Below are 25,484 nucleotides of genomic sequence, written 5' to 3' on the forward strand. Positions count from 1 at the left end.
GTTATGAATGGGGGCGAAGCATGCGGCGCGCCGGGCCGCTTGTCCAGCCCGGCGCGCGCCCGGTCAATGGGGCAGCAGGAAGCGCGCGGCGAGCGGCAGGTGGTTGGAGATCTGCAGCGTATCGCTGCGCCGGACCCGGGCATCGAGACGGGTCAGCGAGGGGCTGTGGAACAGGTAGTCGAGGGTCCGATCCGGCCCCTGGACCCGAGGGTCGTTGGGGAAGTGCGTGTACCAGCGAACCTGGTCGACGCCACTGGCCTCTTCCAGCGACGGCACCATCGGGAAGCGCCCGCTCAGGACGGCCAGTTCGCTGTCTTCCCGGTAGGGCGCGCGCAGCGGCGCCAGCAGGTAGGGATACTGGCCGGGCGGCAGCAGGTTGAGGTCGCCGCCGAGCAGCCAGGGCGTGCGCCTGGCCTGCAGTTCGTCGAGCAGCGTACGGGTGGTCTCGACCTGGCGCTCGAGGGTGTCGTCGTTCGCCTGCGGGCGGTCGAAGCGGGCGTTGAGCACGGCCAGCTCGCCGCCGCCGTCGATCGGCAGGTGGCTGACCAGGATCGCCGGGCGCGGCCCGAACAGGCGGTCGAACAGCCCGCCATCGCGTGGCGGCAACTGGCGCCGCTCGGCGCTATCGATGCGATAGCGGCTCAGGGTGGCCTGCTTGCGGCCGACGCTGCCGAAGATGTGCGGCGTCGGCACGAAGGCCGACTTCCACTCGTAGGCCTGGGCGCTGCAATGGTAGAGATCGTTGATGCGCTCCTGGATCAGCGCCAGTTGGTCCTGATCGTCGGTGGCGCTGGAGCCGTCGTCGATCTCCTGGAGCAGGATCAGGTCCGGCTGCTCGTCGCGGATCACCCGGACCACCTCGTCGAGGGTGAACGCCAGGTCTTCGGCGGTGGGGCGCTGGTCCGGGCCGGTGGCATCCGGCAGGTCGTCCCAGAAGACGTAGCGCTTGCCGGCCAGGTACTGGATGTTCCAGGTCATCACCTTCAGGGCCTGCCCCGGCTTCAGCGCCGGCGCGGCGCCCTGGCAATGCAGGGGCGCGGCTTCGCGATCGGCGGGTTGCCAGCTCAGCAGGTAGCTGGCGAGCAGGGCACCGCCGACCAGCAGGAGCAGGCCGACGAACAGCAGGTTGCGTAGACGGGGCAGTGACATCGCAATCGAGACTATGCTGGAAAGGACCAGAGCATAGAGCTTGCCGCCGCGCATTTCATCCTTGCAGGTCGAATTGACGCAAGGGTTCGCGTTTTTTCGAGCGGGAGGGTACCGCATGCCGCGCAAGGTATTCAGCAGCCAGGCCTACCGCCACAAGGTGGTGCTGGTCAGCGGCGGCTGTTCCGGCATCGGTCGCGCGCTGGCACTGCGTTTCGCCCGGGCCGGTGCGCGACTGGCGATCCTCGACCTCGACCAGGCGGCGCTGGACAGCCTGGTCCAGCACCTGCGCGACCATCTCGGCGGCGAGGCGCTCGGCCTGCGCTGCGACGTCGCCGACGCCGATGCGGTGGAGCGTGCCGTGGCGCTGGCGGTGGAGCGCTTCGGCGGCATCGACGTGCTGGTCAACAACGCCGGCATCACCCACCGCGGTACCTTCGCCGAAACCGGCCTGGGGGTTTTCCGCAAGGTCATGGCGGTGAACTTCTTCGGCGCCGTGCATTGCACCCGCGCGGCGCTGCCGAGCCTGCTCGAACGGCGCGGGCAGATCGTCGTGCTCAGTTCGCTGACCGGCTTCGCCCCGTTGCTCTACCGCAGCGCCTACAACGCCAGCAAGCATGCCTTGCACGGTCTGTTCGATACCCTGCGGATGGAGCTGGAAGGCACCGGCGTCAGCGTGACCCTGGCCTGCCCGGGATTCACCGCCACCGACCTGCGCAAGAACGCGCTGGTCGGCGATGGCTCGGTGACTCGCCAGCCGGTGCAAGTGCTGGGCAGCCAGGTGGCATCGCCGGTGGAGGTCGCCGAGGCGATCTTCCAGGGCGCCGCGCGGCGCCGGCGCCTGCTGGTGCTGTCCAACGTCAACTGGCGGGCGCGGCTGCTGGCGCGCTTCTTTCCGCGTCTCTTCGAAAAGCTGCTGGTGCCGCGCCTGTCGGGACTCAAGCCGCAACCCTGACGGCGCTCAGTGGGCGTGGTCGTGGACGTCGAAGCCCTGGCTCATGTCCCAGTAGGAGGCCTCGACCTTGTGCCCGTCGAGGTCGCGGATGAAACACCCGTAGTAGGGCTCGCCGTACAGCGGACGCGGGCCCGGCGCGCCCTCGTCGCGTGCGCCGGCGGCCAGGGCCGCGGCGTGGAAGGCGTCGACCTGGGCCTTGCTGTCGGCGAAGAAGCCGACGTGGCTGCCGTTGCCGACGCTGGCGGGACGGCCGTCGATCGGCGCCTGCACCCAGAACTCCGGATAGAGCTTGCCGTAGGCCACGGCGCCGGGGTATTCGAGGATCACCTTGCAGCCGAGGGCGGCCATCACCGCGTCGTAGAAGGCTCGGGCACGGGGAAAGTCGTTGGTGCCGATGGACAGGTGGGAAATGCAGCTGGGGTTGGCCGATTCGTCGCTCATGGTCCGTTCCTCGAGGCAGGGCTCGTCAAGCATAGGCCAGCGCGGCGAATCGGCGCGCGGCGCCGTTCACATCCCGTTGCGTGGCGCCGGACCGAGGCTGTAGATGCGGAAGGCGACGATGGTCAACAGCAGCTGGAAGAACCCGCTGAGCGTATGCAGGGCGACCCGCAGCACGACGGCGTCGCCGGCCGAATCGGCGAGCCAGGCTTCCAGGCTCCAGACCGGCAGCAGGATCACCAGCGAACAGGCGAGGATCAGGAAGAATCGCCCACGGGTGAACTCGAAGCTTTCCCGCAGCGCCTGCAGCGGACTACGGCCGCGCAGCACCAAGCAGAATTCGGCGAAGGACAGCTTCACCATGACGAAGATGCCCGGCAGGATCAGCAGCGACAGGCCGAGCACGATCAGCAGCGAAGTCAGCGCCGCGAGTAGCGCGAAGGCTGGCCACAGGCGCAGCGCGGCGCTCCACAGCTGGCCGACGCGAGGCCGCTCGTCGCGCCCGCGCGCGTCCATGAACAGGATCAGGGCTGCGGTGTAGAGCGGGTAGAAGAGCAGTCCGGCGACCAGGCTCCAGGCGCCCATCTGCTGGGGGCCGACGGCTTCGTCGATCTGCTGCTGGAGCAGGCTTTCGAGGAATATCCAGGGCAGGCAGAGCGGCACCAGGGTGGTCAGGTGGCGGGTGAAGAAGAACCAGGCGTCACGCAGCGGCAGCAGAGGATTCATCGCGGGTCGGCAGATCGGATACGAGCCCGCGACTCTAACCCAGCCGGCCGCCGAGGCCAACGCCTGGCGGCCGCCGTTGCCGTTCAGGCCGCTTCGCGAGCCTGGGCCTGCTCCAGTTCGCGGACCAGCGGCAACACGTGCTTGCCGAAATACTCCACTTCTTCGTGGAAGTGCAGGAAGGCCGACAGCACCAGGTCGACCCCGGCCGCCTTCAGCGCGACGATGCGCTCGGCGATCTGCCGTGGCGTGCCGATCAGGTTGGTCTTGAAGCCGTCGTTGTATTGCACCAGGTCTTCGAAGGTGGATTTGGCCCAGTTGCCATCGCCCTCCGGCGAGGCCTTGCCGGCCTGTTTCACCGCGTCGCCGAAGGCGTTCACCGCCTCGTAGTCGGCCTTGGCGATGATCTCGTCGAGCACCGCCCGCGCTTCCTCCTCGGTGTCGCGGGCAATGATGAAGGCGTTCACTCCGACCTTGACCGAATGGCCGTTGGCCGCCGCCTTGGCGCGGATGTCCTCGACCTGGGCGCGGATGCCGTCGATGCTGTTGCCGTTGGTGAAGTACCAGTCGGACACGCGCGAGGCCATGTCCCGCGCCGCCCGCGAGCTGCCGCCCTGGAAGATTTCCGGGTGCGGCTGCTGGATCGGCTTGGGTTTCAGGGTGTAGTCGTGGAAACGATAGAAATCGCCCTTGAAGGTGAAGTTTTCCTCGGTCCAGATGCCTTTCAGCACGCGGATGAACTCCTCGGAGCGCCGATAGCGTTCGTCGTGCTCCAGCCAGGGTTCGCCGATGCCGGTGAACTCTCCCTTGAACCAGCCGCTGACGATGTTCACCGCGACCCGGCCATTGGTCAGTTGGTCGATCGTCGCCAGTTGCTTGGCCACCACCGCCGGATGCCAGGGGCCAGGCAGGATCGCCGCGATCACCTTGAGCTTCTCGGTGGCCGCCAGCAGGGCGTGGCTGATGGCCACCGACTCGTGCTGGTACTCGGCGCCGTAGCCGGCGGTGAAGCGGATCTGCGAGAGGGCGTAGTCGAAGCCGTTGCGTTCCGCCAACTGGGCCAGCTTGCGGTTGTAGTCGATGTCCCAGCTGGTGCGTTGCTCGATCTTGCTCACCACCAGGCCGCCGCTGACGTTGGGGACCCAGTAGGCGAAGCGGATCGGCTGTTGCTCTTGGCTCATCGGGGGTATCTCCGGGTAGGGGCGTGGTCCGGTGTCTATGAAGGAACCGTGCCATCCCGGATTCATGTTTTCGAATCAATGGCTTATGGGGGATATGGCGGAACCGGCCTGTCTTCTGCCGGACAGCCCTGTTGTCCCGCTGTTGCCCGGCAGACAGTCAGGCCGGCAAGCGCTGCAACAGTTCGGCGGCGCGCAGTACCACGGCGTACTCGCCGTGCAGGTTGGCCAACGCCATCGCATGCACCTCGTCGGCGCTGCGCGGGGTGCCGTGGAAATCGGGCTTGGCGAAGGTGAAGCAGGCGTCGGCCACTACCCAGGTCTGGAAGCCGAGGTTGCCGGCGCTGCGTGCGCTGGCTTCCACCGAGTTCTCCGTGGCTACCCCGACGAGCGCCACCTGGCGGATGTCGCGGACATGGAGCCAGCGTTGCAGGCCGCTGTTGATGAAGGCGTCGGGAACGTTCTTCTCGAACACCGCCTCGTCGTCGCGCGGCGCCAGCGCTGGCTGGAACTCCACGCCAGGCTGGCCGGGCGCGAAGGGCGAGCCGGGCTGCCGGGATACGTGCCGGACGTGCACCACCGGCCAGCCGGCGGCGCGCCAGGCGGCAAGCAGTTCGACGATGCGCGCCTCGGCGCCGGGATTGTTGCGCGGCGGCAGGTCGTGGCGCTGCATGCCGCGTTGCAGGTCGACGATCAGCAGGGCGACCTGGGACCGTGCGGAGCGCTGGGCATCGTCATTCATCGGGAATTCACCGGAGGAACTTGAGATCGTGCAGGGTGCTCCAATATTTCCCTTTGGTGCAATCCATCCTTCCTTCTCGAAATGCAGTCGAGGCGTGCGATGAAATCCGATGAGAAAACCCTGATCGACGGCCTGTTCAGCCGCCTGCGCGAGGCCGAGGGGCAGTCCGCTCCGCGTGACGCCGAGGCCGAGGCGCAGATCAACCAGCACCTGGTGCGGCAGCCGGCGGCGCCGTACTACATGGCGCAGGTGGTGCTGATCCAGGAAGCCGCGCTGAAGCGCCTCGACCAACGGGTGAAGGAGCTCGAGGCGCAGGTCGCCCAGTTGCAGCAGAGCCGTCCGAGCAGCGGCGGCTTCCTCTCCGGCCTGTTCGGCGGCGGCGCGCGCGACGAGCCGGCGCCGAGCCAATCGGGGCGCCCGGCGGGCTGGGGCGAGACGCGTTTCTCCAATCCGGCGGCGGCGGCCGGCGACATGCGTCCGGGTATGGCGCCCGCCGCGGCGGCCGCGCCTTCGCGGGCCAGCGGCTTTCTCGGCGGTGCGCTGCAGACGGCCGCTGGGGTCGCTGGCGGGATGCTGGTGGCCGACCTGCTCACCGGCATGTTCCGCCACAGCCAGCCGCAGGAAATCGTCGAGGTGATCCAGGACGTCCCGGTGGATAACCTCGACGCCAGCCAGTTTGCCGATCCCGAGCCGGCGCCCGAGCGCTTCGCCGATAGCGACTATCCCGCCGACGGCGGTTTCGCCGATGGCGATTTCAGCGACAGCGACTTCAACGACGACTCCAGCTTCCTCGGCGACGACGATTTGTTCACCTGACCGTTAGGGTTGCGGGCCGTGGGCTGCGATAATGGTGGCCCACTGCCGTCGTTCCGGAGTTCCCCTTGAGTCGTCCCGAGTCGCCCGCGGCGAAGAAGATCGCTGTCTTCGCCGATGTGCAGAACCTCTACTACACCGTGCGCCAGGCCTACGGCTGCCATCTCAACTACGCCGCCCTGTGGGCAGACATCGCTCGCGGCGGGAGCATCGTCGAGGCCTATGCCTACGCCATCGACCGCGGCGACCCGCGTCAGCAGCAGTTTCAGCAGATTCTGCGCAACCTCGGTTTCACGGTGAAGCTGAAGCCCTACATCCAGCGTGCCGACGGCTCGGCCAAGGGTGACTGGGATGTCGGCATCACCATCGACGTACTGGATGCCGCGCCACGGGTGGACGAAGTGGTGCTGCTGTCCGGTGACGGCGACTTCGATCTGCTGCTGGAGAAGGTCATCCGCGCCCACGGCGTCGTGGCTACGGCCTACGGGGTGCCTGGCCTGACCGCCAACGCGCTGATCCGAGCGGCGTCGCGCTACGTGCCGATCGAGGGCGGACTGCTGCTCAAGGGCTGACCGGCCGCGCTCCAGAGGACGATGGGAGACGGCGAATCCGCTAGAATGCCGTCCGTTTCCTTTTTTCCGAGTCGCTCATGACGTTCGCTTCCCTCGGTCTGCTCGACCCCCTGCTCAAGGCCCTCGAAGGGCTCGGCCACGGCACGCCTACGCCGATCCAGGCCCAAGCCATACCCCCGGCGCTCAAGGGCCGCGACCTGCTCGCCGCAGCACAGACCGGCACCGGCAAGACCGCCGGTTTCGCCCTGCCGTTGCTGCAGCGGCTGACCCTGGAGGGGCCGCAGGTCGCTGCGAACTCGGTGCGTGCACTGGTCCTGGTTCCGACCCGCGAACTGGCCGAGCAGGTCCACGGCAGCGTCCGCGACTACGGCCAGCACCTGCCGCTGCGTACCGCGGTGGCCTACGGTGGGGTTAGCATCAACCCGCAGATGATGAAGCTGCGCAAGGGAGTGGATATCCTCGTCGCCACTCCCGGGCGGCTGCTCGACCTGTATCGGCAGAACGCGGTGAAGTTCGCCCAGCTCCAGGCGTTGGTGCTGGACGAAGCCGATCGCATGCTCGACCTCGGTTTCGCCCGCGAGCTGGACGAACTGTTCGCCGCGCTGCCGCGCAAGCGCCAGACCCTGCTGTTTTCCGCGACCTTCTCCGACGCCATCCGCACGCTGGCCCGTGAACTGCTGCGCGACCCGCTGTCCATCGAGGTCAGTCCGCGCAATACCGCGGCGAAGAGCATCAGGCAATGGCTGGTGCCGGTGGACAAGAAGCGCAAGGCCGAGCTGTTCTGCCACCTGTTGCAGGCCAATCGCTGGCGCCAGGCGCTGGTCTTCGCCAAGACCCGCAAGAGCGTCGAGGAACTGGTCGGACTGTTGCAGCGGCAGGGTATCGCCGCCGACTCGATCCATGGCGACAAGCCGCAGCCGGCGCGGCTGCGCGCCTTGCAGCGGTTCAAGGCCGGCGAGGTAGACCTGCTGGTAGCCACCGACGTGGCCGCGCGTGGCCTGGATATCGAGGAAATGCCGCTGGTGGTCAACTTCGACCTGCCGATCGTCGCCGAGGACTACGTGCATCGCATCGGCCGTACCGGCCGTGCCGGTGCCTCCGGCCAGGCGGTGTCGCTGGTCTGCGCCGACGAAGTGGAGCTGCTGGCGGCGATCGAAACACTGATCGGGCAGACCCTGCAACGCCGCGAGGAGCCCGACTTCGAGCCGGAGCACCGGGTGCCGCAGACCGCGCCGGGCGGCGTGGTGCTGAAGAAACCGAAGAAGCCGAAGAAACCCAAGGCCGCGGAGAGCGTCGGCAAGCCCGGCAAGATCCACTTGGGCAGTTGGTTCGACAGCAGCGCGCCGACGGTCAAGGCGGTGCGCAAGGCACCGGGCTTCGGCGCGGGTGCGGCGGGCAAGCCGAAGAAGCGGCCGTCCGGCAAATAGCGAGGCGCTGGCGTACCGGTCTCTAGCGCCTGCCGCGCAACCAGGCCAGCGCGCCGAGTCCGGCCACGCGCCCGCTGGCGAAGCAGGCGGTCAACAGGTAGCCGCCGGTGGGCGCCTCCCAGTCGAGCATTTCCCCAGCGCAGAACACGCCGGGCAGGCCATCGAGCATCAGGTTGTGGTCGAGCGCCTCGAAGCGTACGCCGCCGGCGCTGCTGATCGCTTCGTCCAGCGGACGCGGGCGCAGCAGCGTCAGCGGCAGGCGCTTGATCGCCGCCGCCAGGCGGGCCGGCTCGGTATAGGTGGCGGCGGGGGTGAGTTCACGCAGGAGGCCGGCCCGAACCCCATCGATGCCCAACTGGCTGCGCAGGTGATTGGCCATCGACCTGGAACCGCGCGGGCGAGCCAGGGCTGCCTCGATCTGCTCGCGACGCCTGTTCGGCAACAGGTCCAGCCATACTTCGGCCGAGCCCCGTGCCTCGATCCGTTCGCGGATGGCGGCGGAGAGGGCATAGACCAGGCTGCCCTCGATACCGTCGCGGGTCACGACGAATTCGCCCTGGCGCGGCGTTTCGCCCGCCAGTCCCATGGCCACCGGTTTGACCGGAGCGCCGGAGAACTTGTCGCGAAACAGCTCGCTCCAGCCGTCGATCTCGAAACCGCAATTGCTTGGCCGCAGGGGCTCGACCTCGATGCCACGGGCGCGCAGCAGGGGCACCCAGGCGCCGTCGGAGCCCAGGCGCTGCCAACTGCCGCCACCGAGCGCCAGGATCACGGCGTCGGCGCGTATCGACAGGCGCTCGGCGTCGCTCTGGATGTCCAGCGTACCGTCCGCGTTCCAGCCCAGCCAACGGCAGCGGGTGTGGATGAGCACGCCTTGCTCGCGCAGGCGCTTGAGCCAGGCACGGAGCAACGGCGCGGCCTTCATGTCGGAGGGGAACACCCGGCCGGAACTGCCGACGAAGGTGTCGATACCCAGGCCGTGGATCCAGGCGCGCAACGCATCCGCGTCGAATTCGCCGAGCAGTGCGGCGATTTCCTTCTGGCGCCTGCCATAGCGGCCGAGGAATTGTTCCCTGGCCTCGGCATGGGTGATGTTCATGCCGCCGACGCCCGCGAGGAGGAATTTCCGGCCGACCGAGGGCATGGCGTCGAACACTTCCGTGCGTACGCCCGCCTGGCTCAGGACCTCCGCGGCCATCAGGCCTGCGGGACCGCCGCCGACGATGGCGACCTGGGGGGAAGGGGAGGATGCTTGACTGGGCATGTGGACGACGAGCGAGACCTGGGGAAACCGGCGTGCAGTGTAACCGAGGCGAAGACCGCCTCCGAGCCTTGTCGATGCCACCTGGTCCGCTCGCCGTGCGCCTGGTCAGGAACTGATCAACCGTCGCAAGGCCAGGCACGATGCGCTGCGCGAAGCGTTTTTCGCACCTTATCCACAGGCGGTTCCACATGCTTTGTGGAAATCCGCCGACGCTCGTCGCGTGGCAGGAACGGCTTCCGGTCGCGCTTGCCCGAAGGTGCGCTAGGCCTTGGCTTCGACAGCCAAGCGCCAGGTCAGTGGATCAGCGAATTGCGCTTGGCGAACTCTGCGAGGTCGACCAGCGAACCCAGGCCGAGCTTCTGCAGCAGGCGGGTCTTGTAGGTGCTGACGGTCTTGTTGCTGAGGAACAGCTTCTCGCCGATGGCCTTGTTCGAATAGCCCATGGCGAGGTGCTGGAGGACGATCATCTCGCGGTCGGAGAGCAGGCCGATAAGCTCGCTTTCGGAAATGCGTTCCGGCGGGGTGCCGAGGGTATCGAACGTGAGCGAAGGAAAGAACGTGTAGCCAGCGGTCACCGCGTTCAGGGCGTTGATCAGGTTGTTCAGGTCTTCTTCCTTGTTGACGAACCCACGGGCACCGACCTGGATGCAGCGCTTGCAGAACGCCTCTGCGGATTGCGAAGTGAGTACCAGCACCTGGCTGCGCAGTCCCAGGGACTTGATCCGCGAGATCACGGTCAGGCCATCGAGTTTGGGAATGCCGATGTCGAGAATCACCACGTCCGGTTCGTGCTCCCGGACCAACTGGATGGCATCCACGCCATTGTCCGTCTCGGCGACCACCTGCAGACCATGCTTTTCCAGCAGGACGCGCACGGCGAGACGGATGACGGGGTGGTCGTCGACGATCAGGACGGTATGCATAAATTCGATTTACCTTGAGGGACCGGGACAGGGTCGGGATTCGATTTCCCGGGCGCTGCCGCCGGTGGTCATCCATGTTGGGCGCTAGGCCGAGATCGCCGTCCAGAATAGCCTGTTAAGGCGGGGCGACTCGGTTTTTCATGTGGAACCATGCTAATCCAACCGAACCTCCAAATCAGTAGGAAAATTCCCACAAAACATGGGGACTTGTCCCATAGGTCTAGTAAGGGAAACACAGCAGTATATCGCCGGTATTTCCTGGAAACCCTGTGTGGACCGTGATGAATGATTTGAATGTTCTGGTGTTGGAGGATGAGCCTTTTCAGCGCCTGGTAGCCGTCACAGCCCTGAAGAAAGTGGTGCCCGGATCGATCCTCGAGGCGGCGGACGGCAAGGAGGCGGTGGCGATCCTGGAGTCCTGCGGACACGTCGACATCGCTATCTGCGACCTGCAGATGAGCGGCATGGACGGCCTGGCGTTCCTTCGCCACGCAAGCCTGAGCGGCAAGGTCCATTCGGTGATCCTCAGCAGCGAGGTGGATCCCATCCTGCGCCAGGCCACCATTTCGATGATCGAGTGCCTGGGCCTCAATTTTCTCGGCGACCTCGGCAAGCCATTCAGCCTGGAGCGGATCACCGCCCTGTTGACCCGCTACAACGCTCGTCGCCAGGACCTGCCGCGACAGATCGAAGTCGCCGAGCTGCCCTCCGTGGCGGACGTGGTGCGCGGCCTCGACAACGGCGAGTTCGAAGCCTACTACCAGCCCAAGGTGGCCCTGGATGGCGGCGGCCTGATCGGCGCCGAGGTCCTGGCACGCTGGAACCACCCGCATCTCGGCGTATTGCCGCCGTCGCATTTCCTCTATGTGATGGAAACCTACAACCTGGTCGACAAGCTGTTCTGGCAACTGTTCAGCCAGGGGCTGGCGACGCGCAGGAAGCTGGCGCAGTTGGGGCAGCCGATCAACCTGGCGTTCAACGTCCATCCTTCGCAACTGGGTTCGCGTGCCCTGGCCGAGAACATCTCGGCGTTGCTGACCGAGTTCCACCTGCCGCCCAGTTCGGTGATGTTCGAGATCACCGAGACCGGGTTGATCAGCGCTCCTGCCAGCAGCCTGGAGAACCTCGTGCGTCTGCGGATCATGGGCTGCGGCCTGGCGATGGACGATTTCGGCGCCGGTTATTCCTCCCTCGACCGGCTCTGCGAGTTTCCCTTCAGCCAGATCAAGCTGGACAGAACCTTCGTCCAGAAGATGAAGACCCAGCCCAGGAGTTGCGCCGTCATCAGCAGTGTCGTGGCGTTGGCGCAGGCGCTGGGAATTTCCCTGGTGGTGGAAGGGGTGGAGAGCGACGAACAACGGGTACGCCTGATCGAACTCGGTTGCTCCATAGCCCAGGGCTACCTGTTCGCCCGGCCGATGCCGGAACAGCACTTTCTCGACTATTGCTCCGGATCCTGACGCCGCCGCCCTGGCCTCGGCTGCCTCTAGCCGAACGCCGGGCCTCGCGCCGGACGCGTTTCCTTTCCATACAACTGCCGGCCCTGCCGCACAGACCTTTCATGCGATCAAAACTATTCCTGCTGTTCTTCTGCCTGCTGCTGTCGGGCGGACGCCTGTTCGCCGTCGAAGCGCATCCGTCCCTGACGCTGTTCAGCCAGTTGCGCATCGAGCACGAGGACATGGCGATCGCCGAGGACGACTGGGCCTGGCTGCGCCACAAGGGTCACCTGAGGCTCGGCGCGGCGCTGGACGAGACCTCGCCCTTCAACGTCCGGCTCGACGACGAGAACTACGAAGGCATAACGGCGGACGTCGCCACGCTGGTCGGGCAGTTGCTCGGCATGCGCATCAAGGTCGTGAGCTTCGATACCCATGCGGATGCCGTGGCGGCGCTCGCTGCCGGAAAGATCGACCTGCTTGGCAGCCATTACAGCTCGGCGGGTGATTCCTCCCTGGTGCTCAGCCAACCCTATGCCCGTGATCGATTGGCGGTGTTCAAGCGGATGGGGGAAAAGCGCAACTCGCCGGAGGATCTCGCCGGACTCAGCGTGGCGGTGGCCCGGGAGCATGTCGGGGAATTGCGCCAGCGTTTCCCGCGGGCGCGTTTCGTGGTCTTCGGCAGCCATGACGAGGCCGTTGCCGCGGTGGCTTTCGGACATACCGACCTGTATCTCGACGATGTGCTCAGCGCCTACCACCGGATCAATCGGTCCTATTACGGCTACGTGAGGTTCGAGCGGTTTGCCGATGCCCGCCTGGAAGGGGGCTACGGCTTCCTCCTTCGTCGCGGCGACACGAACCTGTTGCGCGTCGTCAACTCGGCCATCGGCGCGATCAACCAGGACCGTCTCGAAAGCATCGCCAGGCGCTGGGTCGGCAGCGGTTCCCTGCCAACGGGCCAGCGTATCGCGCTGACGCCGCAGGAGAGTCGCTGGATCGCTCGCCACCCGGTGGTGCGGTTGGTCATCAACGACGACCTGGCGCCGCTGGCCTTCTTCAATTCCGACGAGACCTTCTCGGGCATCGCCTCCGACCTGCTGGACATGATTTCCCGCCGCACCGGCCTGCATTTCCAGGTCACGCCTCGCAGTGGCGGCTTCCCCGAGCAGATCGGCGTATTGGCCAGGAAGGAGGCGGACCTGGCGATCATGAGCCGCAGCAGCAAGCGCGAGGAAATGCTGCGTTTCACCCGCTCGTTCCTGTCCACCTCGTACGTCCTCGTCACCCGGGCGGACGACAAGGGACGCGCGGAGAGCCCCGGAAGCCTCGACGGCAAGCGCATAGCGATTCCCGCCGGCCATGTGGGCATGCAACAGGTGCGCGAGCGCTATCCGCAGGCCTCGATGGTGGAGGTCGGCGTCGCGCTGGATGCCATGAACCTGGTCTACGAAGGACGGGCCGACGCGGCGGTGGTGCCGCTGGTCACCGCTCGCTACTACATCGTCCGGTTGTTCCGCGAGAGGCTGGCGATCGCCGACCTGGTTCCCATCGGCGCGGCCACCGCCCACTTCGCCGTTCGCCGAGGCGACGCCGAACTCCAGTCGATTCTCGACAAGGCCTTGCTGAGCATCTCGCCGGACGACCTGAGCGATATCGTCAATCGCTGGCGCTCGCCGCCGGGAATGAGCGGCCAGACCTGGGTCGACTACATCCTGGTGATCACCGAGATCCTGGCGATCGCAGCGGCCTTGCTGCTGTTCTGCCTGGGCTGGGTCACTTATCAGCGCCGGCAGATCAGGGCGCGCGCGCGGGTCGAACAGGCGCTCAGCGACCAGTTGCGGTTCGTCGAGGCCCTGACCGACTGCATGCCTCCGCCGCTGTATGTGCGCGATGTCAACGGACGGATGCTGTCCTGCAACCGCAGCTACCTGCAGAGCGTCGGCCTGAGTTCCGAGGAGGTGATGAACCGCACCGTGCTCGAACTGCCCATGGAAAACTTCGAGACCGCTCCGGAGTTCCATCGCAGCTACCTGATGGCCATGCGCGAGGGCAGGACCATCGAGGCGGTCTACCCGGTGGCGCTGGGCGGTCGGGAGCGCTGGATCGACCACTGGATCCAGCCGTTCCGCGATTCCAGCGGGACCATCCGCGGTGTCATCTGTGGCTGGCTGGACATCACCGAGCACCGCCAGTTGATCGATGAGCTGGAAGAGGCAAAGAATCTGGCCGACGAAGCGAGCCGGGCCAAGACCACCTTCCTGGCGACCATGAGCCACGAGATCCGCACACCGATGAACGCGGTGATCGGTATCCTCGAACTGGCGCTCAAGCGTGCCGAGACCGGTCGGGTGGACCGTTCCAGCATCGAGATCGCCTATGCCTCGGCGAAGAGCCTGCTGGAGCTGATCGGCGATATTCTCGACATCGCCCGCATCGAGTCAGGTCGCCTCAGCCTGTCGCCGAAACGGGCCAACCTGCGCGAGCTGGTGGAATCGGTGGCACGGGTATTCGAAGGCCTGGCCCGGCAAAAGCGCCTGAGCCTGGTGCTGGAGATCGATTCGAGCATCAACGGCGACGTACTGCTGGATGCCATGCGCTTCAAGCAGATCCTCTCCAACCTGGTCAGCAACGCGATCAAGTTCACCGACGAGGGCTCGATCCGCATCCGCATCGATGGCCGCCAGGTGGAGCCGTCGCTGTTGCAGGTCAATCTCTGTGTGGAAGACACCGGCATCGGTATTTCCCTGGGCGACCAGCAGCAGTTGTTCCGGCCTTTCGCCCAGGTCAACCGCAACCTGCAGAACACCGAGGGCACCGGGCTCGGCCTGGTGATCTCGCGCTCGCTGTGCGAAATGATGGGAGGGCGCCTGGTGATGAGCAGCGAGCTGGGGCAGGGTACGCGGATCGACGTCGAGCTGCGCCTGCAGGTGCTGGAACCGATCGTCGAGAACGTGCGGGCGATCCCGCTCGGCAGTCGCCAGGCGCGGCGGTTGCAGGTGCTGGTGGTGGACGATCATGCGGTCAACCGGCAGATCCTCCATCAACAGCTGAGCTTCCTCGGTCATGACGTGGAGGAAGCGGAGAACGGCCTGAGCGCTCTCAACCTGTGGCATGGGCAACCGTTCGACATGGTCATCACCGACTGCCACATGCCGCTGATGAGCGGCTCCGACCTTGCCCGCTCGATCCGCCAGGAGGAGCGCGAGAATGGCGAGGAGCCGGTGGTCATCATCGGCCTCACCGCGGACGCCCAGCCGGAGGAGATCGAGCGCTGCATCCAGGCTGGAATGAACGAGTGCCTGATCAAGCCCATCGGCCTCGATGTCCTCGAGGAGCGCCTGCTGGCCCTGGGCTTCGCCGCCGACGAGCTGCCCGTCACCATCGATGCCGAACCCGTCGCCATACCGACGGCCCCCCGTCTCTACGACCTGGATTCCCTGCATGCGCTGACCGGCGGCGAGCCGACGATGCTCAGGCGGCTGCTCGACGAACTGCTGACCAGCAACCGCAAGGACCTGGAGACCCTCGAGGGACTGGTGCAACGCCAGGAGACCGGCGAACTGGCCGAGCTGGCGCATCGGATCAAGGGCGCGGCGAGGGTGGTGCGTGGCGAGCAACTGGTGGAAAGCTGCCGGCGCCTCGAGGATGCCTGCCTCAGCCCGAACGCCTCGTTCGCCTGGGTGGAAGAGTGCGCCGTTGGGGTGAAACTGGCGATCCTCGCCCTGGACGAAAGCCTGGTGGAAGAGTGCACGGATTGACGTGGCCCGCGCCCGTTGCCCGGGCGGTAAACCAATCGTCATCGCTTTGCCCGAGGATCGGGCATGTCCAGGCGCGGAAAAGACTACACTCCGGTTGGGAAGCCTTTTCCGCGGAGCCTGACCAAAGATCGGAATACCGCCCTCGCGGGCACCCCAGCCGATTCCTGCGGTCAGATAGTCCTTCTGGAGTGCGTTGAACGAAAGGAACCAAGCGATGGCCGACCTGACCAGCCTGAGCATCGAGCATCTTCGCTCGCCACGGCTGTATACCCACCGTCTGATCCTGCGGCCCTGGCTGGTGCAGGACCGGGCCAGGTTCGCCGAGCTGAATGCCGATCCACTGGTGATGGAGTTCTTTCCGTCCTGCCTGGATCGTGCCCAGAGCGACGCGTTGCTGCGCCGCATCGACGCGCACTTCGCCGAGCACGGTTTTGGCTGGTGGGCGCTGCAGGTCAAGGGCGGCGATCCTTTCATCGGCTACGTGGGGCTGGAGGTCGTGGACTTCGATGCGCCCTTCGTACCCGCGGTGGCCATCGGCTGGCGTCTCGCCGCCGAGCATTGGGCGGAGGGCTTCGCCCACGAGGCGGCCGAGGCGGCGCTGAGCTACGCCTTCGATACCCTTGGCCTGGACCAGGTGGTGGCTTTCACCGTACCGGCCAACGAGAACTCCCTGGGGCTGATGGAGCGCCTGGGGATGCATCGCGATCCCACCGACGACTTCGAGCATCCCGACCTGCCTCCCGGCCACCGCTTGCGGCATCATGTGCTGTACCGGTTGACGCGCGAGGACTGGCTTCGCAGATGAGTCGGCCGTTTCCGAAAAGGCCTCCCATGAACGCGAACCTTCCCCCTTCCGCCATTTCCGAACTGCATGGCCCGCGCCTGCTGCTGCGCGCCTGGCGCGACAGCGACCGCGAGGCGTTCGCCGAGATGTGCGCCGACCCGCAGGTAATGGAATTCTTCCCCAGTGTGCTCGACCGCGCGCAGAGCGACGCCTTGGTCGATCGCGTCCAGGCGCATTTTGCCGAGCGTGGCTACGGGCCCTGGGCCCTGGAGCTACCGGGCGAGGCGGCGTTCATCGGATTCACCGGCCTGTTCGACGTGACCATGGACGTGCACTTCGCCCCGACCGTGGAGATCGGCTGGCGCCTGGCGCCCGCCTACTGGGGGCGTGGACTCGCCCGCGAAGCGGCGGAAACCGCCTTGGACTTCGCCTTCGAGCGGCTGCGCCTGCCCGAGGTGGTGGCCTTCACCACGCCGCCCAACCGCCGCTCCTGGGGATTGATGGAGCGCCTGGGCATGCGTCGCGATCCGGCCGAGGATTTCGACCACCCACTCCTGGCAGCGGATCACCCGATGCGCCGGCATATCCTCTATCGCGTCGACGCGGCCCGCTGGGCGGAGCGGTGAACATGGGCGACGGCGGCGGCGAGGTGCTCTCCTACCATCGCCTCAGCATGCATCGCCCGGAGCGCTACGCACCCGGTCCCGGCGGACTGGACTGGGCGACCCAGCCGGCGCCGTTCCGCCAGTACCGGGGCTGCCGGCAAATCGAACTGCTGCATCGGCCGCTGGAGGAGTCGCCACCCTACGACGGGGTGTTTTCCGGGCCGGCGGCCGCGCCCTCTCGGCTCGATCGCCGCAGCCTCTCGCAGATGCTCTACGACGGATTGGCGCTGTCGGCCTGGAAGGAGGCCGGCGGCACTCGCTGGGCGCTGCGGGTCAATCCGTCGAGCGGCAACCTGCATCCCACCGAAGCCTACCTGCTGCTTCCCGGCGGTACCCTGGAGCCGGCGCCGCTGCTCGCCCATTACCGTCCCGACAAGCATGCCCTGGAGGTGCGCGGCGAACTGCCGGCAACGCTGGCTTCGCTGCTGGATGACTGCTTGCCGCCCGGCGGCTGCCTCCTGGCATTGACCAGCGTGCACTGGCGCGAGGCCTGGAAATACGGTGAGCGAGCCTATCGCTACTGCCAGCATGACCTCGGCCACGCGCTGGCCTGCCTCTCGATCGCCGCGGCGATCCAGGGCTGGGAGATGCGCCTGCTGCGCGGCGTCGCCGAAAGCGCACTGGACGGCCTGTTCGGCCTTGACCGGGACGGCTTCGCCGAGTGCGAGAGCGTCGACGCACTGTTCTGGATCGGGCCGGCGCTCACGCAGGAGCCTTCCCTTTCGCCGCGCCTGTGCGAAGGACTGGCGGCCCTGCCGTTGGCCGGCGCGCCGAACCGGCTGTCGCGGGAGTACCGGGACTGGCCGGAGTTGCAGCGGATACATGGGCTATGTCGGGCGCCGCGCCTGCCGGCACGCCCGTGGAGGGTCGCACCGGGCGAGCCCGGCAACGACAACCCCGGCCTGCCGCTGCGACCGCTGCTGCATCGGCGGCGTAGCGCGCAGCGCATGGACGGGCGCGCCGGCATCGATGTCGGGCTGCTGCGGGCCTGGCTGCGCAGGCTGCTGCCGGAGCGCTCGCCGGTGCCTTTCGCGGTCACCGGCGAGGCCGCGCGGGTCGATCTGCTGCTGTTCGTCCATCGCGTCCGGGGCCTGGTGCCGGGGTTGTACTGGCTGGACCGCAGCGGCCTGCGGCGGCCGCCGATGCGCGAGGACTTCCTCTGGCAGCACGTCGATCCGGAGTTGCCGCTGTACCTGTTGCAGGAAGGCGATGCACGCGCGCTGTCGGCGTATCTCTCCTGCCAGCAGGACATCGCCGGCGACGGCTGCGTCGCGCTCGCCATGCTCGCCCATCTCGGCGCGGCGCTCGAAGAAGGTCCCTGGTGCTATCCGCGGCTGTACTGGGAATGCGGGCAGGTCGGCCAGTTGCTCTACCTCGAGGCGGAGGCCGCCGGGCTGTCTGGGACGGGTATCGGCTGCTACTACGACCCCCTGGTGCATGAGCTGCTTGGACTAACGGATGAGTCCATGGCCAGTCTCTACCATTTCACCCTCGGCCGCGCGGTGTGGGACACTCGTCTTTGCAACATGCCCGCGTACCCGGCCATGCGCCGCGACTAGCCCGTCGACAGCCCGAATTCGAGGAAACACCCCATGACCCAGATACTGGACAACCTGGTGGCTTTGCTGAGCCTGGAACCCATCGAGGAGAACCTGTTCCGGGGCATGAGCCAGGATCTCGGCTTCCGCCAGCTCTATGGCGGCCAGGTCCTGGGGCAGGCGCTGTCGGCGGCCAGCCAGACGGTGGAGGACGATCGCCACGTACACTCCATGCACGGCTACTTCCTGCGTCCCGGCGACGCCAGCATGCCGGTGGTGTACCAGGTGGACCGGGTGCGCGACGGCGGCAGCTTCAGCACCCGCCGGGTCACCGCGATCCAGAAAGGCCAGCCGATCTTCACCCTGAGCAGCTCCTTCCAGTACGACGAGGAAGGTTTCCACCACCAGATCGAGATGCCCGAGGTGGTTGGCCCGGATAATCTGCCTTCGGAACTGGAGCTGACCCGCCAGCGCGCCGAGCGGATTCCCGAGCGCATCCGCGACAAGCTGCTGTATCCGAAGCCCATCGAGATTCGTCCGGTCACCCAGCACGACCCCTACGACCCGCAGCCCGACGAACCGGTGAAGTACCTCTGGTTCCGTGCCGACGGCAAGCTGCCGGACGTCCCGGCGCTGCACAAGTACCTGCTGGCCTACGCCTCGGACTTCGGTTTCCTTACCACCTCGATGCAGCCCCATGCCGTTTCGGTGTGGCAGAAGACCATGCAGGTCGCCAGCCTCGACCACGCCCTGTGGTTCCACCGCGACCTGCGCGCGGACGAGTGGCTGCTCTACGCCATCGACAGCCCCTGGGCCGGCAACGCACGCGGTTTCGTGCGCGGCAGCATCTTCAACCAGAGCGGCCAGCTGGTCGCCTCGTCGAGCCAGGAAGGCCTGATCCGCAAGCGTGAGGACTGGGCGTGAGGCTGGCCGACATCCGCCACTGGGTGTTCGACATGGACGGCACCCTGACCCGGGCCGTGCACGACTTCCCGGCGATCCGCCGAGCGCTGGACATCCCCGAGCAGGACGACATCCTGCTGCACCTCGCCGCCCTGCCCGAGGCCGAGGCGGCGGCCAAGCACGCCTGGCTGCTCGAACACGAGCGCGCCCTGGCCGAGGCCGCGCGGCCGGCGCCGGGCGCACTGGAACTGGTGCGCGAGTTGCAGCGGCGCGGCGTGCGCCTGGGCATCCTGACCCGCAACGACCACCAGTTGGCGCTGATCACCCTCGAAGCGATCGGCCTGGGCGGCTGCTTCCCCACCGAGCACATCCTCGGGCGCGGCGAGGCGCGGCCCAAGCCGGACCCTGATGGCTTGCTGCGCATCGCCCGACGCTGGAACGTGACGCCGGCGGAGCTGGTGATGGTCGGCGACTACCGTTTCGACCTCGACTGCGGACGCGCCGCGGGTAGTCGCACGGTGCTGGTCAACCTGCCGGAAAACCCCTGGCCGGAGCTGGCCGACTGGCACGCTGCCGATTGCCATGCGTTGCTCGAGCAACTGCAAACGCCGTAGGAATATCCGGCGGAAAACCTCGAGGGCGGCAGCGCCAGCGGCTCCCCGAAAACGAAAAAAGCGCAGGAAGCCAGGCTCCTGCGCTTTTTTCCTGCGCATCCGTGCGGGATGCGGCGGCCGTTATCAGCCGTTGATCGCGTCGGTCAGTGCCTTGGCCGGAACGAACTTGGCTACACGCTTGGCAGCGATCTCGATCGCCTTGCCGGTCTGCGGGTTGCGGCCGGTGCGCGCGGGACGCTCGGAGACCTTCAGCTTGCCGATACCCGGCAGGGTGATTTCGCCATCGTTCTCCAGGGCGTCCTTGACGATCTCGGCGAGCTGGTCGAGCGCGCTGCGAACGGTGGTCTTCTGCGCGTCGATGGCTTCGGCGATGTCCTGGATCAGTTGGTCTTTGGTCAGTGCCATGGTGGTGTAGCTCCTTGGTAAAAGACTGCGCGAGGGGCCTCGCACAGAAACGGGCGTGATTTTAAACAGCTTGGCGCGAATAAGGTTCCCTTTTCTCCGCTTATTTGTTTCCTCGCACGACGCGCATGACAGAGCCGTTACAGAGGTTTTCGCGGCTGTCCGGAATGATGCCGGCGTCGGCTGCCCGACGCATCCTCATGGTTCTGCCAGGGGCGCATGCCTCCGGTTCTTAGTTAAGGATTATTGGTTATTTATAGGTTAGGGTTTCATCCATTAGGGTTATAAGCAGGACATCCCGTCCCTTTCCATCACCGGAGCCTGCTTACCTCGCGCCAACGCCTGGCCCTCGCTCCCCGTTCGAGGTGCCGCATGAGCGAAGCCCGGCTCCACTCGCCCGACCCCAGGACACCGCGACCCATGGCCGGTTGGGCGGCAAGCCTGCGCGACAGTGGACTGCTGGCGCTGGCAGTGCCGCGCGTGTTCGCCGGCATGGAGCGGGACTGGGGGGAAATCTTCGCTGGCGTCCGCCACCTGGCCGAGCAGGAACTCGAGCTGGCACGGCGCCTGGCCCTGCATCATCTGCAGATCGCTTCCATTCGCCTGCTGGGTAGTCCTGAACAGCAGCGCCGCCTGTTGCCGGCCAGCGTCGAGCGCCGCTGGCTGTGGAGCGAGGCGGTCGATCTGCGGCGCGCCCAGCCCGAAGCGCAGGAGCACTGGCGGGGCGGTTTCCTGGTGGGTGGACGGGGTAGCGATTGCTTCGCCGTGGAAGACGTGGATCGCTTGCTGATCTCAGCCTGGCACGCGCCCTCCCGCGCTCACCTGATCGCTGTCGCCGAAACGGGGCGGGCAGGCATCGACATCTCCGGCCTCGCCGATGGCTCGGGGCTGTTCTTGCCCGCCGGGCAGCGGCTGCATTACCAGCGGCTGCGGCTGCATCCCGAGGACATCCTGGTGCCGCCCGGCCTGCCGCCGACCCCGTGCGGGCAACTGCGCGAAGGCTTGACCCGATTGGCCCAGGCCAACCTCGACCTGGGCCAGGCTGCGCGGGTGCCGGGCGACGTGGCGGGGCAGGGAGAGGCGCCGCGTCTCCTCGCCCTCGCGCTGCGTCTTGTCGAACTGGCGGCGGAGTCCTTCCAGGCGGCATTCGCCCGCGGCGGCGCGCTGACATTCCGCGAAAGCGCGGCGGCGTCGCTGCTGGCGAGCGAGGCGGAGGCGGTGGCCCGCGCCGGGCTGCTCGTCTGCCTGCGCCGACAGGCCCTGGAAGCCCGTCTGCTGGGCGCGGCCCTGTAGGGAGGGGGCATGGAGCAAGGGCGGAAGGGCATCCGGGGGCGCATTCGCGCTCATAAAATAATTCCAAAATATTATTTATATCGAGTTTTTTATATCTGTAATCTGCATCGCACCGGACCACCGGACTCGCTGTCGCCACCCATTGCCCGTCCCTGGTCCGTTCTCCTCCGGAGCGCGGCACCGTTGCCTCCGAGGTTCGCCCGATGAAACGCCCGAATTCCCTGCACCGCCTGGTGGCAGCCCTGGCCTTTGCCAGCCTTTCCGTCGCCGCCCAGGCCGCCGACATCACGGTCGGCTACCAGACCGGCATCGACCCGACCAAGGTGCCCCAGGCCGATGGCCTGTACGAGAAAGCCATCGGCGAGAAGATCGACTGGCGCCGCTTCAACAGCGGTCCGGAAGTGATCGCCGCGCTCGCCTCCGGAGACCTGCAACTCGGCAACATCGGGTCCAGCCCGTTGGCAGCGGCGACCTCGCGGAAGCTGCCGATCGTCGCCTTCATCGTTTCCGCGCAGATCAACGCCGCCGAGGCGCTGGTGGTGCGCAATGGAAGCGGGATCGGGAAACCCGAGGACCTGGCCGGCAAGACCATCGCTACCCCGTTCGTTTCAACCTCCCACTACAGCCTGCTCGGCGCCCTCAAGCACTGGCAGATCGATCCGTCCAAGGTGAAGATCGTCAACCTCAACCCGGCCGAGATCGCTGCCGCCTGGCGTCGCGGCGACATCGACGGGGCCTTCGTCTGGTCGCCGGCGCTGGGCGAGATCAAGAAAAGCGGCAAGGTCCTCACCGACGCCGCCGAAGTCGGCCAGTGGGGTGCGCCGACATTCGAGGTGTGGGTGGCGCGCAAGGACTTCGCCGAGAAGCATCCTGAAATCGTCGCCCGCTTCGCCCGCGTCAGCCTCGATTCCTTCGCCGACTACAACGCGCACAAGGCCGAATGGACCGCCGACTCCGAGCCGGTGAAGAAGATCGCCCGGCTGACCGGCGCCGATCCCAGGGACGTCCCCGAACTGCTGGCCGGCTCGACCTTCCCGGAAAGCCAGGCGCAACTGTCCGCCGACCTGCTCGGCGGCGGCACCGCCAAGGCTATCGCCGGCACTGCCGAATTCCTCAAGGAACAGAAGCGCGTGCCGGCCGTCCTCGGCGACTACTCGCCCTACGTCAGCGCCGACTTCGTGCGCCAGGCGGAGCAGGTCCAGGTCGGCCAGCGCTGAATTCCGCGCCTCCGCTCCGGCCTGTCGGAGCGGAGGCTTTCTTACCCTACGGAGGGCAGAACACATGAGCCGTCTGACGGCCGAGGCGATCAGCCTCTCATTCGAACAGCGCGGCCAGCGCCGCGCCATCCTCCGCGATCTCAGTCTGGGCCTGGCCAAGGGCGAGTCGCTGGTGGTGCTGGGTCCTTCGGGCTGCGGCAAGTCGACACTGCTGAACATCCTTGCCGGTTTCCAGAAGCCGGACCAGGGACGCGTGCAGATCGACGGCCGGACACTCGAAGGGCCTGGCGGCGAGCGCGGCGTGGTATTCCAGGACGACGCCCTGATGCCCTGGCTCAACGCCCTCGACAACGTCGCCCTGGGCCTGCGCATCCGTGGCCTGGGCAAGGCCGAGCGCACCGCGCGGGCGCGCCAGGTCCTGCAACTGGTGGGCCTCCAGGAGTACGCCGAGCAGTCCGTCGCCCAGCTCTCCGGCGGCCAGCGGCAACGCCTCGGGCTGGCACGCGCGCTGGCGGTCGAGCCGGACTTCCTGCTGCTCGACGAGCCGTTCGGCGCGCTCGACGCGCTGACCCGCGAACGCATGCAGGTGCTCCTGCTGGACCTGTGGAAGCAGACCGGCAAGGGCCTCTTCCTGATCACCCACAGCGTCGACGAGGCCCTGTTCCTGGCTACCGACCTGGTGGTGATGGACGGCCCGCCGGCGCGCATCGTCAAGCGCCTGCCGGTGGACTTCGCGCGGCGCTACGCCGCCGGCGAAACGGTGCGCTCGATCAAGGCCGATCCCGAGTTCGGCCGTTTGCGCCAGGCGTTGCTGGACGAATTCCTCGATGTCGCGGAGGCCGAACATGCCCACTGATACCCTCGGACTCGCCGCCGCCAAGCCTGTCCCGCGCAAGCGGCGCCTGCCCGGCGACCGTCGGCGCTGGGCCGCCGGTGCCAGCGTGCTGGCCCTGGCCCTGCTGTGGTGGGCGGCGACCCGTTTCGGCTGGGTCGACGTGCTGTTCCTGCCGGCGCCCGAACAGCTCTTCGAAGCCCTGCAACGGCTATGGCAGGAGGGCTACCTCGATGCCAGCCTGCTGCAACACGTCGGCACCAGTCTGCTGCGGGTGCTCCTGGCGCTCGGCGCGGCGGTGCTGACGGCGATCCCGCTGGGCGTGCTGATGGGCCTCAACCCCTTGGCCGGAGCGGCCCTCGATCCGCTGGTGGAGTTCTACCGGCCGATCCCGCCGTTGGCCTACCTGCCGTTGATCGTCATCTGGTTCGGCATCGGCGAGCTGAGCAAGGTGCTGCTGATCTACCTGGCGCTGTTCGCGCCGCTGCTGATCGCTACCGCCGCCGGCGTGCGTCGCGTCGACCGATCGCGGGTGCAGGCGGTGCGCTGCCTGGGGGCCAGCCGCTGGCAGGTGGTGCGCTACGTGATCCTGCCGAGCGCCTTGCCGGAGGTCCTCACCGGCCTGCGCATCGCCCTCGGCGTCGGCTGGTCGACCCTGGTCGCCGCCGAGCTGATCGCGGCCAACCGCGGCCTCGGCTTCATGGTCCAGTCCGCCGCGCAATTCCTCGCCACCGACGTGGTGGTGGTCGGCATCCTGCTGATCGCCGCCATCGCCCTGGCCTTCGAACTGGGGCTGCGCTGGGTCCAGCGGCGCTTCGCCGCCTGGGGTTGAGCGCGAGAGTCCCGAGTCATTTCCGAACCGACCTTCACCCACGCGGCGAAGGCCGGAGCGAGGGCGCGCAGGGCGCGCCCGCAACCTGCCCGACGAGTAGCACGACATGAGCCTGACCATCCAACCCATCAGCCCGGCCCTGGGCGCCATCGTTTCCGGCATCGACCTCGGCGCGCCGCTGGACGACGCCGGCCAGCGGGCCATCGAGCAGGCCCTGCTCGAACACCAGGTGCTGTTCTTCCGCGACCAGTCGCTGGAACCCAGGAGCCAGGCGCGCTTCGCCGCCCGCTTCGGCGACCTGCACATCCATCCGATCTACCCCAGCGTGCCGGAGCAGCCGGAGGTCATCGTCCTCGACACCGCGGTCACCGACGTGCGCGACAATGCCATCTGGCACACCGACGTGACCTTCCTCGAGACCCCGGCGCTGGGGGCGGTGCTCGCCGCCAAGCAATTGCCGCCGTACGGCGGCGACACCCTCTGGGCGAGCAGCACGGCGGCCTACGAGGCGCTGTCGGCGCCGCTGCGGCGTCTGCTGGACGGTCTCACGGCGACCCACGACATCGGCAAGTCCTTCCCCCGCGAGCGCTTCGGCGTCACCGAGGCCGACCTGGCGCGCCTGGAGGAGGCCCGCCTGAAGAATCCGCCGCGCTCGCATCCGGTGGTGCGCACCCATCCGGTCACCGGGCGCAAGGGCCTGTTCGTCAGCGATGGCTTTACCACCCGCATCAACGAACTGGAGCCGGCCGAGAGCGATGCGCTGCTGAAGTTCCTCTTCGCCCATGCCACGCGACCTGAATTCACCGTGCGCTGGCGCTGGCAGGAAAACGACGTGGCGTTCTGGGACAACCGCGTGACGCAGCACTACGCGGTGGACGATTACCGGCCACAGCGGCGGGTCATGCATCGCGCCACCATCCTCGGCGACAAGCCCTTCTGACGACGCCGCGCGCGGGCTTCCTCCGGCGGCCCGCGCCGGCAACTGTCCGTTCCGCCAGCTTTTGCTCTCGAAAAGGTCGCCTC

The 25,484-nt window shown here is 67.2% G+C and carries 24 protein-coding genes; 16 read left to right on the forward strand and 8 right to left on the reverse strand.

The window, feature by feature from the left end; genetic code table 11:
- Positions 1–63: 63 nt before the first annotated feature.
- Positions 64–1,203, reverse strand: a complete 1,140-nt coding sequence (locus LE197_RS34090; protein WP_031628600.1) for an endonuclease/exonuclease/phosphatase family protein — start codon at positions 1,201–1,203, stop codon at positions 64–66.
- Positions 1,204–1,264: 61 nt separating this feature from the next.
- On the opposite strand from LE197_RS34090, the gene LE197_RS34095 reads away from it, so the two are divergent.
- The gene (locus tag LE197_RS34095; protein WP_003093110.1) at positions 1,265–2,101 is read left to right on the forward strand and encodes an SDR family oxidoreductase; all 837 of its coding nucleotides are present in this window, start codon (positions 1,265–1,267) and stop codon (positions 2,099–2,101) included.
- A 6-nt stretch (positions 2,102–2,107) separates the two neighbouring features.
- On the opposite strand, the gene LE197_RS34100 is transcribed toward LE197_RS34095, so the two are convergent.
- The 4 genes from LE197_RS34100 to LE197_RS34115 form a co-directional block, all read right to left on the reverse strand.
- Positions 2,108–2,542 carry a VOC family protein gene (locus LE197_RS34100; protein WP_023132473.1) on the reverse strand — a complete coding sequence of 145 codons (435 nt, stop codon included), beginning with the start codon at positions 2,540–2,542 and terminating at the stop codon, positions 2,108–2,110.
- Positions 2,543–2,608: 66 nt separating this feature from the next.
- Complete coding sequence (locus tag LE197_RS34105) at positions 2,609–3,265, reverse strand: hypothetical protein (protein ID WP_003106831.1); 657 nt, start codon at positions 3,263–3,265, stop codon at positions 2,609–2,611.
- Positions 3,266–3,348: 83 nt separating this feature from the next.
- Complete coding sequence (gene sfnG / locus LE197_RS34110; protein WP_003093107.1) at positions 3,349–4,443, reverse strand: dimethylsulfone monooxygenase SfnG; 1,095 nt, start codon at positions 4,441–4,443, stop codon at positions 3,349–3,351.
- Between the two features lie 157 nt (positions 4,444–4,600).
- The gene (locus LE197_RS34115; protein ID WP_003106834.1) at positions 4,601–5,182 is read right to left on the reverse strand and encodes a cysteine hydrolase family protein; all 582 of its coding nucleotides are present in this window, start codon (positions 5,180–5,182) and stop codon (positions 4,601–4,603) included.
- Positions 5,183–5,281: 99 nt separating this feature from the next.
- Between LE197_RS34115 and LE197_RS34120 the strand changes: the two genes are divergently transcribed.
- The 3 genes from LE197_RS34120 to LE197_RS34130 all read left to right on the forward strand — a co-directional run bounded on the left by LE197_RS34120 (position 5,282) and on the right by LE197_RS34130 (position 7,994).
- Positions 5,282–5,998 carry a DUF2076 domain-containing protein gene (locus LE197_RS34120; protein ID WP_009877017.1) on the forward strand — a complete coding sequence of 239 codons (717 nt, stop codon included), beginning with the start codon at positions 5,282–5,284 and terminating at the stop codon, positions 5,996–5,998.
- A gap of 65 nt (positions 5,999–6,063) precedes the next feature.
- A complete protein-coding gene (locus tag LE197_RS34125) occupies positions 6,064–6,567 on the forward strand; it encodes an NYN domain-containing protein (RefSeq protein WP_003093104.1) in 504 nt (167 codons plus the stop codon).
- A gap of 77 nt (positions 6,568–6,644) precedes the next feature.
- The gene (locus LE197_RS34130; RefSeq protein WP_023084000.1) at positions 6,645–7,994 is read left to right on the forward strand and encodes a DEAD/DEAH box helicase; all 1,350 of its coding nucleotides are present in this window, start codon (positions 6,645–6,647) and stop codon (positions 7,992–7,994) included.
- 22 nt (positions 7,995–8,016) lie between these two features.
- Here LE197_RS34130 and LE197_RS34135 read toward each other — a convergent pair whose 3' ends face one another.
- Entirely contained in the window at positions 8,017–9,192 is a 1,176-nt protein-coding gene (locus LE197_RS34135) for a TIGR03862 family flavoprotein (protein WP_033974274.1), read from the reverse strand.
- Positions 9,193–9,551: 359 nt separating this feature from the next.
- Positions 9,552–10,181, reverse strand: a complete 630-nt coding sequence (locus LE197_RS34140; RefSeq protein ID WP_003106011.1) for a response regulator transcription factor — start codon at positions 10,179–10,181, stop codon at positions 9,552–9,554.
- 281 nt (positions 10,182–10,462) lie between these two features.
- Here LE197_RS34140 and rocR point away from each other — a divergent pair, with 281 nt between their 5' ends.
- From rocR to LE197_RS34175, 7 genes are all read left to right on the forward strand, one after another.
- On the forward strand, positions 10,463–11,641 hold the full coding sequence (rocR, locus tag LE197_RS34145; protein ID WP_003106013.1) for a two-component system response regulator cyclic di-GMP-specific phosphodiesterase RocR: 1,179 nt from the start codon (positions 10,463–10,465) through the stop codon (positions 11,639–11,641).
- Positions 11,642–11,742: 101 nt separating this feature from the next.
- A complete protein-coding gene (locus tag LE197_RS34150) occupies positions 11,743–15,381 on the forward strand; it encodes a transporter substrate-binding domain-containing protein (protein ID WP_016562247.1) in 3,639 nt (1,212 codons plus the stop codon).
- A gap of 214 nt (positions 15,382–15,595) precedes the next feature.
- Positions 15,596–16,186, forward strand: a complete 591-nt coding sequence (locus tag LE197_RS34155) for a GNAT family N-acetyltransferase (RefSeq protein WP_003106016.1) — start codon at positions 15,596–15,598, stop codon at positions 16,184–16,186.
- A 26-nt stretch (positions 16,187–16,212) separates the two neighbouring features.
- Complete coding sequence (locus tag LE197_RS34160; protein WP_003106018.1) at positions 16,213–16,791, forward strand: GNAT family N-acetyltransferase; 579 nt, start codon at positions 16,213–16,215, stop codon at positions 16,789–16,791.
- 2 nt (positions 16,792–16,793) lie between these two features.
- Positions 16,794–18,389 carry a SagB/ThcOx family dehydrogenase gene (locus tag LE197_RS34165; protein WP_014602518.1) on the forward strand — a complete coding sequence of 532 codons (1,596 nt, stop codon included), beginning with the start codon at positions 16,794–16,796 and terminating at the stop codon, positions 18,387–18,389.
- A 33-nt stretch (positions 18,390–18,422) separates the two neighbouring features.
- Positions 18,423–19,292: an acyl-CoA thioesterase II gene (gene tesB, locus LE197_RS34170; RefSeq protein WP_003093084.1), complete on the forward strand. Its 870-nt coding sequence runs from the start codon at positions 18,423–18,425 to the stop codon at positions 19,290–19,292.
- Positions 19,289–19,885 (forward strand): HAD family hydrolase, encoded by a 597-nt coding sequence (locus LE197_RS34175; protein ID WP_003107576.1) that lies wholly within the window; start codon positions 19,289–19,291, stop codon positions 19,883–19,885. Before tesB ends, LE197_RS34175 begins: the two co-directional genes overlap by 4 nt.
- A 123-nt stretch (positions 19,886–20,008) precedes the next feature.
- Here the strand turns inward: LE197_RS34175 and LE197_RS34180 are convergent, their stop codons facing one another.
- The gene (locus LE197_RS34180; protein WP_003093079.1) at positions 20,009–20,290 is read right to left on the reverse strand and encodes an HU family DNA-binding protein; all 282 of its coding nucleotides are present in this window, start codon (positions 20,288–20,290) and stop codon (positions 20,009–20,011) included.
- 369 nt (positions 20,291–20,659) lie between these two features.
- Between LE197_RS34180 and LE197_RS34185 the strand changes: the two genes are divergently transcribed.
- The 5 genes from LE197_RS34185 to tauD all read left to right on the forward strand — a co-directional run bounded on the left by LE197_RS34185 (position 20,660) and on the right by tauD (position 25,401).
- Positions 20,660–21,580 carry an acyl-CoA dehydrogenase family protein gene (locus LE197_RS34185; RefSeq protein WP_023102866.1) on the forward strand — a complete coding sequence of 307 codons (921 nt, stop codon included), beginning with the start codon at positions 20,660–20,662 and terminating at the stop codon, positions 21,578–21,580.
- Between the two features lie 203 nt (positions 21,581–21,783).
- Positions 21,784–22,797: a taurine ABC transporter substrate-binding protein gene (gene tauA / locus LE197_RS34190; protein ID WP_003110398.1), complete on the forward strand. Its 1,014-nt coding sequence runs from the start codon at positions 21,784–21,786 to the stop codon at positions 22,795–22,797.
- Positions 22,798–22,861: 64 nt separating this feature from the next.
- A complete protein-coding gene (locus LE197_RS34195; RefSeq protein ID WP_003114313.1) occupies positions 22,862–23,653 on the forward strand; it encodes a taurine ABC transporter ATP-binding protein in 792 nt (263 codons plus the stop codon).
- On the forward strand, positions 23,643–24,461 hold the full coding sequence (locus LE197_RS34200; protein ID WP_003093070.1) for an ABC transporter permease subunit: 819 nt from the start codon (positions 23,643–23,645) through the stop codon (positions 24,459–24,461). The genes LE197_RS34195 and LE197_RS34200 overlap by 11 nt, the downstream gene beginning before the upstream one ends.
- A 106-nt stretch (positions 24,462–24,567) precedes the next feature.
- Positions 24,568–25,401: a taurine dioxygenase gene (tauD, locus tag LE197_RS34205; RefSeq protein ID WP_003159356.1), complete on the forward strand. Its 834-nt coding sequence runs from the start codon at positions 24,568–24,570 to the stop codon at positions 25,399–25,401.
- Positions 25,402–25,484 lie beyond the last annotated feature (83 nt).

The sequence above is a fragment of the Pseudomonas sp. PS1(2021) genome (assembly GCF_020405165.1).
In the GTDB taxonomy this organism is placed as follows: Bacteria; Pseudomonadota; Gammaproteobacteria; order Pseudomonadales; family Pseudomonadaceae; genus Pseudomonas; species Pseudomonas aeruginosa.

Excerpts from the sequence above, each read along its gene's own strand:
- LE197_RS34195 (WP_003114313.1), top strand. The coding sequence starts at position 22,862 with ATGAGCCGTCTGACGGCCGAGGCGATCAGCCTCTCATTCGAACAGCGC.
- LE197_RS34130 (WP_023084000.1), top strand. The coding sequence starts at position 6,645 with ATGACGTTCGCTTCCCTCGGTCTGCTCGACCCCCTGCTCAAGGCCCTC.
- LE197_RS34135 (WP_033974274.1), bottom strand. The coding sequence starts at position 9,192 with ATGGCCGCGGAGGTCCTGAGCCAGGCGGGCGTACGCACGGAAGTGTTC.
- LE197_RS34150 (WP_016562247.1), top strand. The coding sequence starts at position 11,743 with ATGCGATCAAAACTATTCCTGCTGTTCTTCTGCCTGCTGCTGTCGGGC.
- LE197_RS34180 (WP_003093079.1), bottom strand. The coding sequence starts at position 20,290 with ATGGCACTGACCAAAGACCAACTGATCCAGGACATCGCCGAAGCCATC.
- LE197_RS34100 (WP_023132473.1), bottom strand. The coding sequence starts at position 2,542 with ATGAGCGACGAATCGGCCAACCCCAGCTGCATTTCCCACCTGTCCATC.
- LE197_RS34155 (WP_003106016.1), top strand. The coding sequence starts at position 15,596 with ATGGCCGACCTGACCAGCCTGAGCATCGAGCATCTTCGCTCGCCACGG.
- sfnG (WP_003093107.1), bottom strand. The coding sequence starts at position 4,443 with ATGAGCCAAGAGCAACAGCCGATCCGCTTCGCCTACTGGGTCCCCAAC.
- tesB (WP_003093084.1), top strand. The coding sequence starts at position 18,423 with ATGACCCAGATACTGGACAACCTGGTGGCTTTGCTGAGCCTGGAACCC.
- LE197_RS34140 (WP_003106011.1), bottom strand. The coding sequence starts at position 10,181 with ATGCATACCGTCCTGATCGTCGACGACCACCCCGTCATCCGTCTCGCC.
- LE197_RS34185 (WP_023102866.1), top strand. The coding sequence starts at position 20,660 with ATGAGCGAAGCCCGGCTCCACTCGCCCGACCCCAGGACACCGCGACCC.
- LE197_RS34095 (WP_003093110.1), top strand. The coding sequence starts at position 1,265 with ATGCCGCGCAAGGTATTCAGCAGCCAGGCCTACCGCCACAAGGTGGTG.
- tauD (WP_003159356.1), top strand. The coding sequence starts at position 24,568 with ATGAGCCTGACCATCCAACCCATCAGCCCGGCCCTGGGCGCCATCGTT.
- LE197_RS34160 (WP_003106018.1), top strand. The coding sequence starts at position 16,213 with ATGAACGCGAACCTTCCCCCTTCCGCCATTTCCGAACTGCATGGCCCG.
- LE197_RS34120 (WP_009877017.1), top strand. The coding sequence starts at position 5,282 with ATGAAATCCGATGAGAAAACCCTGATCGACGGCCTGTTCAGCCGCCTG.
- LE197_RS34090 (WP_031628600.1), bottom strand. The coding sequence starts at position 1,203 with ATGCGCGGCGGCAAGCTCTATGCTCTGGTCCTTTCCAGCATAGTCTCG.
- rocR (WP_003106013.1), top strand. The coding sequence starts at position 10,463 with ATGAATGATTTGAATGTTCTGGTGTTGGAGGATGAGCCTTTTCAGCGC.
- LE197_RS34115 (WP_003106834.1), bottom strand. The coding sequence starts at position 5,182 with ATGAATGACGATGCCCAGCGCTCCGCACGGTCCCAGGTCGCCCTGCTG.
- LE197_RS34200 (WP_003093070.1), top strand. The coding sequence starts at position 23,643 with ATGCCCACTGATACCCTCGGACTCGCCGCCGCCAAGCCTGTCCCGCGC.
- LE197_RS34165 (WP_014602518.1), top strand. The coding sequence starts at position 16,794 with ATGGGCGACGGCGGCGGCGAGGTGCTCTCCTACCATCGCCTCAGCATG.
- tauA (WP_003110398.1), top strand. The coding sequence starts at position 21,784 with ATGAAACGCCCGAATTCCCTGCACCGCCTGGTGGCAGCCCTGGCCTTT.
- LE197_RS34105 (WP_003106831.1), bottom strand. The coding sequence starts at position 3,265 with ATGAATCCTCTGCTGCCGCTGCGTGACGCCTGGTTCTTCTTCACCCGC.